This window comes from Streptomyces sp. CNH287 (assembly GCF_000424825.1).
The window spans coordinates 134,541-146,700 of the sequence record NZ_AUKQ01000015.1 but is presented as its reverse complement, the minus strand read 5'-3'; the positions used below and the strand labels follow the sequence as shown (position 1 = coordinate 146,700).

Genomic DNA, 12,160 nt, shown 5'->3' with positions numbered 1-12,160 from the left:
CCCCTCGAAAGGACGTGGATCGATGTGTTCCCACCTTGCACCGAGGCACTGACAATCCGTCCGCGGCGAGCCTCCTTGCCGCTGCGGCGGCAAGGAGGCCGGACGGGGACTCCCCAGGTCCGACAGGGCGGCTCGCGGGGTGAACCTCGCCTGACGCGGCGCTGGTCACGGCGGTGGCCGGGGGGAATGTCAGTGGCCGCGCCTACCGTCGTAGACATGACTGGAGCGGGGGTCCGCTGGACAGCGGAACAGGTGCTGGCGCTGGCGCCCGACGCGGCGTCGCGGAAGAGCGGGAGCAAGCTCGCAGCTCCCGGACCATGGTCGGAGGCGGGCACGGCGGACGGCGCGGTGTGGGGCCAGTGCAAGGGCAGTGGCAGGACCCCGTACCGCACGGTGGTGGATGTCGAGGGAGGCAACGGGACGGGATACACCTGCAGTTGCCCCAGCCGGAAGTTCCCCTGCAAGCACGCGCTGGGTCTGCTGCTGCTGTGGGCGGGCGGCGGGGAGGACGTGCCGGGTGCGCCGGAGGCGCCCCCGTGGGCGGAGACGTGGCTGAGCGGGCGCAGGGAGCGGGCGGCCCGGGCGGCGGACGCGGCGGCGGGGGGCGCGGAGGCGGCGGGAGGTCAGGGCGCGGCCGGCGGGCGCGGTCAGCCGGCCGATCCTGCGGCGGCACGGCGGCGCGCCGAGCGCCGCTCGCGGCTGGTGGCCGCAGGGGCCTCGGAGCTGGAGCAGCGCCTGACGGATCTGCTGCGCGGCGGTCTCGCCGCGGCGGACCAGCACGGCTACGCGGCGTGGGACGAGATGGCGGCCCGGATGGTCGACGCCCAGGCGAAAGGGCTGGCGGACAGGCTGCGGGAGTTGGGGGCGATCCCCTCCTCGGGGCCGGGCTGGCCCGAGCGGCTGCTCGCCGAGAGCGCGCTGCTCCATCTGCTGGCGCGGGGCGTGCTCGCCCTGGGCGGCCCGGACGGCCCGGACGCCCCGGAGGGGCGCGGGGGTACGGACGGCCCGGGCGCTGCGGAGTCCGGCGGCGCGCTGCCGGAGCCGCTCGCGGCGACGGTGCGCAGCCGCGTCGGGCTCACGGTCGACACGGCGCGGCTGCTGGCCGACGAGTCGGCCCGGCAGCGGGACGAATGGCTGGTCCTCGCCCAGCGGGACACCGACGAGGGAAAGCTGACGGTGCGCCGCATCTGGCTGTACGGGCGGCGGGCGCACCGCCCGGCGCTGCTGCTCTCCTTCGGCGCGGCCGGGCGGGCGCCGCAGCTCTCGCTGCCGGTGGGCAGCGTGCTCGACGCGGACCTCGCCTTCTATCCGGGCGCGTCCCCGCTGCGCGCCGCGCTGGGCGAGCGGTACGGCGCTCCGGGCGAGGGCTTCGTACCGGACGCGGCGGGCGGCGGTGGTTCGGTGGCGGACGCCATGGGGGCGTACGCGGCGGCGCTGTGCGGCGATCCGTGGCTGGAGGCGTGGCCGGTCGTGCTGCGCGACGTGGTCCCGATACCGGACGGCGGGGACGGCCGGGACGGCTGGCAGCTGGCCGACGCGCAGGGCGGCGCGGCGCTGCCGGTGGCGCCCGGCTGCGCGCCCGCCGGGCTGTGGCGGCTGGCGGCGCTCTCCGGCGGTGCTCCGCTCACCGTCTTCGGCGACTGCGGCCACCGCGGTTTCACCCCGTACGCGGCCTGGGGCCCGGCGGCGGAGCACGTACGGGCGGTCCCGCTGTGACCTGCCGCTGAGGGCGCGCTCCCGTGCTTCCGCGTTCCTCGTTCCCGCATTCCTGCCCCGGCACCTGCCGGGGCCTCCACCAGGGGAGTCCGGATGGACACCAGCACCACCAGCACAAGCACCACCGCCAGCAGCACAAGCAGCGGCCCGGACACCGCCCCGCCGTGGAGCGAACTGGTGGCCGCCGCGCTGCTGGGCGCCGAGCGGCGGACGCCGCCCGGCGGCAGCGTCGCGGCACTGCTGGACGCCGCCGCCGTCGCGACGGTGCGGCGGCGGGCCGGCGCGCGCCCCGCCGCCGCCCGGCCGCTTCCCGAGCCCGCGCCCCACGATCCGCGTCCACCGCTCCCGGCCGCCGCCGAGCACCGCCTCGAGCTGCTGCTGACCAGGGGCGGCGCCGGCGGAGGGGGCAGGCGCGGCACCGCACCGGACCTCGCCGAGCTGCTCCCGCAGTGGCTCGCCGCGGCCAACGCGCACGGCTACCGCGCGCCCGACGCCAAGCTGCCCGCCCTGCTGGACGCCGCCCGCGCGCGTACGGATCTGCGCCCGCAGACCCTGCTGCTGACCGGGCCGCGCGGCCGGTGGCTGGCCCGGCTCAACCCGGACTGGAAGTTCGCCCTGCGCGACGGCGGCGGCCGGGCGGGCGCGGCGGAGCCCGGCAGCGGCGGGGACGGCGGCGCGGACGCCGAGCCGAGCGCCGAGGCCGTGCGGGCGCGCTGGGAGGAGGGGCTGTTCGCCGAGCGGGTCACGCTGCTGGCCTCGCTCCGCCGCCGGGACCCGGCGGCGGGGCTGGCGCTGCTGGCGGGCAGCTGGTCCACCGAGCGGGCGGAGGACAGGCTGATGTTCCTCGATTCCCTGCGGGACGACCTGTCGCAGGAGGACGAGCCCTTCCTCGAGCAGGCTCTCGCCGACCGCAGCCGCACGGTGCGGGCCACCGCCGCCGAGCTGCTGTCCGCGCTGCCCGGCTCCGCGCTCGCGGGCCGGATGGCCCGGCGCGCGTGGTCGTGCGTCACGCTCGACGGCGCGGCCGGCGGCCGTATCGCCGTCGAGGCGCCGCACGAGTGCGATGCGGCGATGCAGCGCGACGGCGTCGTGCCCAAACCGCCCTCGGGGCGCGGCGAGCGCGCCTGGTGGCTGGGGCAGCTGGTCGAGGCGACGCCGCTGGCGGCCTGGACCGACCGGTTCGGGGGCCGCACTCCGGCCGAGGTCGTCGCCCTGCCGGTGGCCGACGACTGGCAGCGGGATCTGCACGCCGCCTGGTGCCTCGCCGCCGTCCGGCAGCGGGACGCCGCCTGGGCACGGGCGCTGCTCGGCGCGCCCGGGGCCTCCCCCGCGTCCGGCCCGGGCGACCCGGCGAAGCTGCTGGCGGTGCTGCCGCCGGACGAGCGGGCGCGGTGGGCGGCGCACTTCATCTCCGCGCACGGCCTCTCCGAGGCGTTCCGGATACTCGGGGTGTGCGCGGTGCCCTGGACGGACCCGCTGGGGCGTGCGGTGATGGACGCCCTGGAGATCGCGCGGGACGCGGGCAGCTATCCGTGGAGCTTCAGCGGTGTGATGGGGCTGGCCGAGCGCTGCCTCGACCCGGCCGACGCGGACCGGCTGGCGCTGCTGGCCGCCGTACCGGACGAGCCGGAGAACGGCTCGCCCGGTGCCGGGAGCTATTGGTCGGAGGCTTTCCAGCGGCTGGTCTCGACACTGCGGCTGCGCGCGGCCATGGGTGCCGAGCTGCGCGACGGCGCCGCGATACCCGACTGATCAGGCGGGCACCTGGCGGACGTGGCCGCGGACCCACTCGACGACTTCGCCCGTGGGCGCGCCGGGGGTGAAGATCGCGGCCACCCCCAGGGCCTTGAGGGGAGCGATGTCGCCCTCCGGGATGATGCCGCCGCCGAAGACCTTGATGTCCTCGGCGTCGCGCTCCTTGAGCAGCTCCAGCACCTTGGCGAAGAGCGTGTTGTGCGCGCCGGAGAGGATGGAGAGGCCGATCGCGTCCGCGTCCTCCTGGATCGCGGTGTCCACGATCTGCTCGGGCGTCTGGTGCAGCCCCGTGTAGATGACCTCCATGCCCGCGTCGCGCAGGGCTCGCGCGATGACCTTGGCGCCCCGGTCGTGGCCGTCGAGACCCGGCTTGGCGACCACCACCCTGATCGGACCCGACACACCCATCACTGCCTCCATCTACGACGTACGACGGCGTCTCCGGCGCGTCGACCGCCGAAGTGAACGAACGTTATCTCCAGCATCCCGCATCGGACCCGCTCCCGGGGGCACACCGAGGGGGAAATCACATGAGCGGGCACGCCTTCCCTGTTCCGCACAGTCCTGCGGAGCCGCCATTCCGCTGCTCGGACGCCGTGCGGAATTCTCCGCGGACTTCGGGCGCCGAAGATTTCCCTTGGCACTGATTATCGAACGCAATTCGAACAGGCCGTGAACAGAGCGTCGAAGTCTCGCCCGTAGTCCGCCGAAAGGCAGCCGAATGACCGCTTCCTGACCGCCGGAATCCTGCCGAAGATTGTCGCCGTCGCATACCGCCGGGTACAGTCACCGCACTGCTCCGCCCCTGTTGTCGAGGCGAAAGAGAAGTTGGTGGTGAACGACCGTCACCCGTCGGGTCTCCCCTTCCCGACCGATCCTGCTGCCGACTCCTCTCAAGCAGCCTTCGACGCGACGCCTTACGGGCAGTCGCCGTACGGGAGCTACGAGAGCGGCGGCCACCCCGGCACCGGGTACGACGGTTACTCCACCGGCAGCTACGACACCGGCACCTACCAGGCGAGCGCCCCCACTTACGGCGACGGCGACCCGCTCTTCGGCACCGGCCCGGTCCAGCACGGCTGGGACACCGGCTCCTACGCCACCGCTCCCTACGACGCCGGGGGCTACGAACTGCCCAACGGGGCGTACGACACGGGGACATACGACACCTCGGCCTACGGCACCGGCACGTACCCCACCGCGAGCCACGACACCGGCGGCTGGGACACGGCCGCCTCGTGGGACACCGGGGGCTACCCGGCGGCGGCCTACGACCCGGCGGCGCCCGACCCGGCCTTGTACGACACGGGCGCCTACGACACCGGCAGTTACGACACCGGCAGTCACGGCACCGGCGGCTACGACAGCGCGGCCTACGACACCGGCGGCTACCAGACCGCCGCGTACGGCGGCGTCGCGGCGGCACCCGTGCAGGACACCGGTTCCTGGACCTGGACGGCCGAGACCCCGGAGCAGGCCACCGGCCTCATCCCCGCACAGCACGTACCGCAGGACACCGGCGCGCACGCCGCCGCCGAATGGGACTCCGGCGCCTACGCCCTCGCGCGCGACGCGGGCGGCTACGACACCGGTGGTTACGACAGCGCCGCCTACGAGGCCGCCGCGTACGAGACGGGCACCTACGACACCACCGCCTGGGACACCGGCGCGCACCACACGGCGCGGTACGAAGGCCACCCGGGCGCGGGCCCGGACGGCGGCGCGGCGTACGCACCGCAGCCCACCGCCGCGTACGACGACGGCGCACACGACACGCACGCGGCGCACGAGTCGCACGACACCTACGGCGACGCGTACGACGGCCTCGCCGTCGACCTGCCCGACTCGGACGCGGAACCTGAACCCGTGGCGGTGGCCGCGGTCGGTGCGGGCTCGCTCCCGCTGAACCGCGGCCGTCGCCGTTCCGCGAAGCCCCGCCGCTCCGCCCTGCTGACCGTCGCCGTTCCCTCCGTCTGCGTCCTGGGCGTCGCCGGCATCGCCGCCGCCTCCGTGACCGGCATGACGGGTGAGGACGAGGCGGGTGCCGACGACACGACCACGCAGGCCGCGCCCGACGCCGCGCCGTCCGCGCCGCCATCCGCCAACGACAAGCTCGACACCCAGCTCGCCGGTCTCTCCGCCGACGCCGACGACTTCGCCAACCGCGCGAGCCGCACGCAGGAGCGCATCGACCTCAAGGAGCGCAAGGAGGCCGAGCGCATCCGCAAGGCGGAGGCCGCCGCCGCCAAGGAGGCGGCCCGCCCCAAGTTCGCCGCACCCGTGTCGGGTACGGGGATCAGCGCGTACTACGGCCAGGCAGGCATCAACTGGATGTCCGTGCACTCCGGCATCGACTTCCCCGCCAGTTACGGCACCGCCGTGAAGGCCGCGACCGACGGCACGGTCAGCACCAAGTGGGGCGGCTCCTACGGGAACATGGCCATCGTGACCGCCGCCGACGGCACGGAGACCTGGTACTGCCACCTGAGCAGCACCAAGATCCGCTCCGGCACGGTGCAGGCGGGCGACGTCATCGCCTACTCGGGCAACTCCGGCAACTCCACCGGCCCGCACCTCCACTTCGAGGTCCGGCCGGGCGGCGGCTCCGCCGTCGACCCACTGTCGTGGTTCCGCTCGCACGGCATCGAGCCCGGCTGACCCGTCCCCCGGCCCGCCCGGCCATCCTGGCCCGCCCGGCTCGCAGCCGACGGGCCGGGGCAGCCGGGGCAGCCGTCAGAGCTTCTCCACCGGGGCGTACCGCAGCAGCAGCCGCTTCGGCTTCTCCTCGCCGAAGTCCACCGTCGCCTCCGCGTTGTCCCCGCTGCCGTTGACGGCCATCACCGTGCCCAGCCCGAAGCTGTCGTGCGTGACGCGGTCGCCCACCGCCAGGGCCACGACCGGCCGTTCGGCGGCCCGCCTGGTCGCGAAGCCGCTCGCCCCGCGGCGCGCCGAGGCGGAGGCCAGCGACGAGGTGATCCCGGAGGTCGGCCCGCTCCCGCCGCCCACGCCCCGGCCGCCGCCCGTACGCCCGGCGGCCTGTGCCGCCAGCGCGGACGCACCGGTGCGCTTCCATTCCACGAAGGTGTCCGGGATCTCCTCCAGGAAGCGCGACGGCGGATTGTACGAGGGCTGCCCCCACACGCTGCGCATCGTCGAACGCGTCAGGTACAGGCGCTCGCGCGCCCGCGTGATCCCCACGTACGCGAGCCGCCGCTCCTCCTCCAGCTCCTTCGTCTGGCCGAGGGCACGCATGTGCGGGAAGACGCCGTCCTCCATCCCCGTCAGGAAGACCGTCGGGAACTCCAGGCCCTTGGCGGTGTGCAGGGTCATCAGGGTGATGACGCCCTGGCTGTCCTCGCCCGCGTCCTCGTCCGGAATCTGGTCGGAGTCGGCGACCAGCGCGACCTGCTCCAGGAAGTCGGCGAGCGTACCTGGGTCGTCCTCGCCCCGGTCCTGCTCGAATTCGAGCGCGACGGCGGCGAGTTCCTGGAGGTTCTCCACCCGCGTCTCGTCCTGCGGGTCGGTGGAGGACTGCAACTCCGCGAGGTAGCCCGTCTGTTCGAGCACGGCTTCCAGCACCGTCGCCGGACCGGCGCCGGATTCGACGATCGTGCGCAGCTCCTCCATGAGCGTGTTGAAGCGCCGGACCGCGTTGGCCGAACGGGCGGCCATTCCGTACGCCTCGTCGACCCGGGTCAGCGCCTGCGGGAAGGTGATCTTCTCGCGCAGCGCGAGCGCGTCGATCATCGCCTCCGCGCGGTCGCCGATGCCGCGCTTGGGCACGTTCAGGATGCGGCGCAGCGGCACCGCGTCCTCGGGGTTGGCCAGCACCCGCAGGTACGCCAGGACGTCGCGGACCTCCTTGCGCTCGTAGAAGCGCACGCCGCCCACGACCTTGTACGGCAGCCCCACCCGGATGAAGATCTCCTCGAAGACGCGGGACTGGGCGTTGGTGCGGTAGAAGACGGCGACGTCACCGGCGGTCGTCTCGCCCGCGTCCGTCAGCCGGTCGATCTCCTCCGCGACGAACTGCGCCTCGTCGTGCTCCGTGTCGGCCACGTAGCCGGAGATACGGGCGCCCTCGCCCGCGTCCGTCCACAGGTTCTTCGGGCGGCGGTTCTCGTTGCGCTCGATGACGGCGTTGGCGGCGCTCAGGATCGTCTGCGTCGAGCGGTAGTTCTGCTCCAGCAGGATGGTCTTGGCGTCCGGGTAGTCCTCCTCGAACTGGAGGATGTTGCGGATGGTCGCGCCGCGGAAGGCGTAGATCGACTGGTCCGCGTCGCCCACGACGCACAGCTCGGCCCGCTCCCCCGCGCCGTCCCCAAACCCGGCCTCGCCCGCCTCGTCACCGCTCCCGGTGCCGCCGCCGACGGGGCCGACCAACTCCTTGACCAGGGTGTACTGCGCGTGGTTGGTGTCCTGGTACTCGTCGACGAGCACGTGCCGGAAGCGGCGGCGGTAGTGCTCGGCGACGTCCGGGAACGCCTGGAGCAGATGCACCGTCGTCATGATGATGTCGTCGAAGTCCAGCGCGTTGGCCTCGCGCAGCCGCGACTGGTACATCGCGTATACCTGGGCGAGGGTCTTCTCAAAACTGTCCGAAGCCAGCGCCGCGAAGTCCTCCTCGTCCACCAGCTCGTTCTTCAGGTTGGAGATCTTGGCGCTGAACGCCTTCGGCGGGAAGCGCTTCGGGTCGAGGTCCAGATCCCGGCAGACGAGCGCCATCAGGCGCTTCGAGTCGGCCGCGTCGTAGATCGAGAAGCTGGAGGTGAAGCCGAGCTTCTTGCTCTCCCGGCGCAGGATGCGCACACACGCGCTGTGGAACGTCGACACCCACATCGTCGCCGCGCGGGGCCCCACCAGCTCCTCGACGCGCTCCTTCATCTCGCCCGCGGCCTTGTTGGTGAAGGTGATGGCGAGGATCTGGCCCGAGTGCACCCGCCGCTCGCCCAGCAGGTACGCGATCCGGTGCGTGAGCACCCGCGTCTTGCCCGAACCGGCCCCGGCGACGATCAGCAGCGGCGAGCCGGTGTGCACCACGGCGGCCCGCTGCTGTTCGTTCATCGCCTCCAGCAGCGCCTCGGTGTCCACCGCGGGACGGGACGCGCCGTCCCGGTAGTAGGCGTCGCGCCCGCCGCCGCCCGCGAAGGTGCCCGCGAACAGGCCGTCGGGCACCGGCTCGTCGCCCGTGTGCTCGGGCGGCGGGGGCGCGTCGTCCTCGGAATGCCGGTGCTCGAGGCTGGCCAGGAAGCTGTCATCGAAGAGGCTGCTCATCGTTTTCCGAGTCTAAGGGCTGTCCCGTAATCCCCGGCGGGCGCACGGCGGATTACGGGACAGCCCTTAGGCCGCCCCGCCGACCTCCCGCCCCGGGGTCGGCAGCTTCGGAGAGAGAACGGTCACAAAAAGATATCGGACGTTTCGCATACCAGCCTTCACACCAGCCCCACGCCTTCGCTACGGTGCGGTCCCAGGCAGCCCGCGCCCCCAGTCGGCGAGAGCGTCGACACGGGCCGCCTCCGCCGCATCCGGCTCCCGTCGCCGGAACCGGGACCCCTACGCGGGCCCCCACAGCACCGACCCGGTAGGCGGTCCGTGGAAGGAGTCGCTGGCCTTGGCGTCGCACCGCAAGCCACGCACCCGCATCATGCAGTCCGCCACGTCCCGTACGAGCGCGGTGGGCGTCACCACCGCGGCGCTCGCGTCCGTCACGCTCCTCACCCAGAGCGCGAACGCGACGCCGGCCGACGACAAGCCCTCCGTCGAGGAGGTCAAGGCGAAGGTCGACAAGCTCTACCAGCAGGCCGGTACGCAGACCCAGAAGTACAACGCGGCCAAGGAGAAGACGGCCGCCCAGCGCAAGAAGGTCGACTCCGCGCTCGACGCCGTCGCGCAGCGCACCGCCAAGGTGAACGAGGCGCGCCGCACCCTCGGCCAGTACGCGGCGGCCCAGTACCGCACCGGCGGCGTCTCCGGGACGGCCACGCTGCTGCTCGCGGAGGACCCGCAGAGCTACTTCGACCAGCAGCACCTGATGGACCGGATGACCGGCGACCAGAAGCAGGCCGTCACCGAGTTCCAGGCCCGGCAGACCGCGGCGGGCAAGAAGCGCACGGAGGCCACCAAGCAGCTCGCCTCCCTCACCTCCTCGCAGAAAACGCTCAAGTCGAGCAAGCAGGCGGTGCAGACGAAGCTGACCGAGGCGCGCGAACTGCTCTCCCGGCTGACGGCCGAGGAGAAGGCCCGGCTGGCGCAGATCGAGGCCGAGAAGCGCGCCGAGGCGCAGCGCAAGGCCGACGAGCGGGCCGCGAAGGAGCGCCGGGAGGCGGCGGCGCGGGAGCGGGAGCGGCAGCGCGAACAGCCGGAGGAGGACGCCGGGACGCCGGACGGCGGCGGTACGCAGACCCCGGCCCCCGAGCCGCCGGCCGACCCGTCGGCGGGCAAGGTGGAGAAGGTGCTGGCCTTCGCCAGGGCTCAGTTGGGCAAGCCGTACGTGTGGGGCGCCAGCGGGCCCAACTCGTACGACTGCTCAGGCTTCACGCAGGGCGCCTGGAAGGCGGCGGGCGTCTCGCTGCCGCGCACCACCTTCGACCAGGTGGAGGTGGGCACGAAGGTGGCCGAGTCGGAGATGAGGCCGGGCGATCTGATCTTCTTCTACGAGGACATCAGCCACGTCGGCATCTACGTCGGCGACGGCCAGATGATCCACGCCTCCAAGCCCGGCGACGACGTGAAGTACGAGTCGGTCGACTACATGCCGTTCCACAGCGCGGTGCGCCCCGCCTGAGCGGGGCCGCGGCGGGTGCGCGGTCCGGCGCGCGCCGGGCCGCCCGCCCGCGTCACCGGCGGGCGCCGGGCGGGTGCTTCACCCCGGGAGTGCTCAGGTCCACAGGACGGCGATGAAGACGTTCGCCATCGTCAGTCCGCCGATCGTCCAGAAGACGGCGGACGAGACCTTCTCCTCGGCCCGCTTCACGTAGACCAGGCCCAGGATCACCACCAGGATCGTCAGCTTGACGCCCAGCTTCGTCTGGTCCAGCGAGACGTCGTCCGCCTCGTTGAGCCCGGCCAGCGCCACACCGGTCACCAGCATGGTGAGCGCGCCGTGCAGCATGCCCGGCAGGATGCGCGCCTCACCCGCCCGCGCGGCCTTGAGCTGATAGAGGAAGCCGCCCAGGAGGGCGGCGATACCCAGGACATGCAGACCGACAAAAATGTTGATCAATGTATCCATATTGATAGCATAGCTATCGATCTTGCTACCCCGGCAAGGGGGGTCACCAAGCATGTACGGAAGGCAGTCGCGTGCTTCAATAGCTCGGATGCTGCGACGGAAACCACCGGTTGAGCTGGGTGCGCTGATCGAGATCCACCGACCCCTGCACCCGGCCGCAGGCTGGGCGATCATCGGTACGCTGCCGCTGGGCATCCTGCTGATCTTCCACTTCCTGGCTCCGAACGTCATCCTCCTGCTGGTCGGACTGCCCGTCTTCGCCGGGCTCCTCGTGCCGCTGGCGTACGGCCTCGGTGAACTGCTGCTGCTCGAACACCGGTTGTACGAGCACGGCATCGTCTTCCGCGCGACGCTCATCGGCACGCCCGTCTACGTCGTCCCGCACTACACGGTGCTCCCGCACGCGCTGCGCATCCGCCAGCACCACGTCGACTGGAACACCGACCACAAGACGCCCGACCGCCGCCACCGGCACTGCCTGTTCACCCGGGAGAGCGTGTGCGTCTACGGCCTCGACCCCGAGTACGCGCGGCGGCTCGGCAAGGGCAAGCTGGGCTGGGCCGAGGCGGGCCGCCAGGGCGCCGGCTCGCCGACCGGTGATCCGCGGCCGAGCGAACGGGCCAGCTGGGAGGCGGGCTACCGCAACGCGGCACGGCACCTGGAGCTGATCGGCGAGGTCGTGCGTACGAGCCGCGACCGTTACCCGGACGGCGCGGTCGGAGGGAGCTGACCGGCCGGTCGTGTTGCGTGCGGGACGGGTGGGGACGGAAGAATCGGCCCCGCACACCGCACGCACTACCGGAAGGCGGGACAGCCATGTCACGTGCGGACCACCCGGGCGACGAGGACAGCGGCAACAGCGGCGGCGGCAGCGTGATCGGTGCAGGCACGGGCCCGGGGCTGGGTGGCGGTGGCGGCCCCAGCCCTCCGGGCGGCGGGCTCGGCAGCGGGGTCGGCGGGGGCCTGGGCGGGGGCGGCCTCCGGGCCACCGCGGCGCGCTACGCCCTGCTGCCGCTGCGCCTCTTCCTCGGCTTCACCTTCGTCTACGCCGGGATCGACAAGCTCACCTCCCCGGGCTTCCTGGACGGCTCCGGCCCCGACTCGCTGACCCAACTGCTGCACTCCGTACGGGACACGGCCGCCGCGCCCTGGCTGGTGGACCTCGCGCTGAAGAACCCCGAGGGGTTCGGCTACGCGATCTCGGCCGGGGAGATCGCCGTCGGCGTGGGCACTCTGCTCGGCCTGTGGTCCCGGCCGGCCGCGCTCGGCGGCGCGTTCATCTCGCTGACCTTCTGGCTGACGGTGAGCTGGTCCGCCGACCCGTACTACTACGGCAACGACCTGCCGTACCTGTTCTGCTGGGTGCCGCTGGCGCTGACCGGCTCGCCGCTGCTCTCGCTGGACGCGGCGCTCGCGGTGCGGCGGCGGCGCCGGGGGCGGCGGATCTTCGGCTGAGCG

General features: G+C 73.1%; 9 protein-coding genes. 6 read left to right on the top strand and 3 right to left on the bottom strand.

The annotated features are described in order from the left end of the window. Positions 1 to 216 precede the first annotated feature (216 nt). Positions 217 to 1,716 carry an SWIM zinc finger family protein gene (locus H299_RS0116825; RefSeq protein ID WP_027749350.1) on the top strand — a complete coding sequence of 500 codons (1,500 nt, stop codon included), beginning with the start codon at positions 217 to 219 and terminating at the stop codon, positions 1,714 to 1,716. Positions 1,717 to 1,809: 93 nt separating this feature from the next. Beyond that, positions 1,810 to 3,468, top strand: a complete 1,659-nt coding sequence (locus tag H299_RS0116820; protein ID WP_027749349.1) for a DUF5691 domain-containing protein — start codon at positions 1,810 to 1,812, stop codon at positions 3,466 to 3,468. Here the strand turns inward: H299_RS0116820 and icmB are convergent, their stop codons facing one another. Next, complete coding sequence (gene icmB, locus H299_RS0116815) at positions 3,469 to 3,879, bottom strand: coenzyme B12-dependent isobutyryl CoA mutase small subunit (RefSeq protein ID WP_027749348.1); 411 nt, start codon at positions 3,877 to 3,879, stop codon at positions 3,469 to 3,471. It abuts the gene before it with no gap. A gap of 426 nt (positions 3,880 to 4,305) precedes the next feature. Here icmB and H299_RS0116810 point away from each other — a divergent pair, with 426 nt between their 5' ends. Next, on the top strand, positions 4,306 to 6,129 hold the full coding sequence (locus H299_RS0116810; protein ID WP_037759387.1) for a M23 family metallopeptidase: 1,824 nt from the start codon (positions 4,306 to 4,308) through the stop codon (positions 6,127 to 6,129). Between the two features lie 75 nt (positions 6,130 to 6,204). On the opposite strand, the gene pcrA is transcribed toward H299_RS0116810, so the two are convergent. Beyond that, entirely contained in the window at positions 6,205 to 8,745 is a 2,541-nt protein-coding gene (gene pcrA / locus H299_RS0116805) for a DNA helicase PcrA (RefSeq protein ID WP_027749346.1), read from the bottom strand. Between the two features lie 337 nt (positions 8,746 to 9,082). On the opposite strand from pcrA, the gene H299_RS0116800 reads away from it, so the two are divergent. Next, positions 9,083 to 10,255 (top strand): NlpC/P60 family protein, encoded by a 1,173-nt coding sequence (locus tag H299_RS0116800; protein ID WP_027749345.1) that lies wholly within the window; start codon positions 9,083 to 9,085, stop codon positions 10,253 to 10,255. 93 nt (positions 10,256 to 10,348) lie between these two features. On the opposite strand, the gene H299_RS0116795 is transcribed toward H299_RS0116800, so the two are convergent. Beyond that, positions 10,349 to 10,702, bottom strand: coding sequence for a hypothetical protein (locus H299_RS0116795; protein WP_027749344.1), 354 nt, complete (start codon positions 10,700 to 10,702; stop codon positions 10,349 to 10,351). An 88-nt stretch (positions 10,703 to 10,790) separates the two neighbouring features. On the opposite strand from H299_RS0116795, the gene H299_RS0116790 reads away from it, so the two are divergent. Next, on the top strand, positions 10,791 to 11,432 hold the full coding sequence (locus H299_RS0116790; protein WP_027749343.1) for a hypothetical protein: 642 nt from the start codon (positions 10,791 to 10,793) through the stop codon (positions 11,430 to 11,432). Positions 11,433 to 11,518: 86 nt separating this feature from the next. Further along, on the top strand, positions 11,519 to 12,157 hold the full coding sequence (locus H299_RS0116785) for a DoxX family protein (RefSeq protein ID WP_078512804.1): 639 nt from the start codon (positions 11,519 to 11,521) through the stop codon (positions 12,155 to 12,157). Positions 12,158 to 12,160 lie beyond the last annotated feature (3 nt).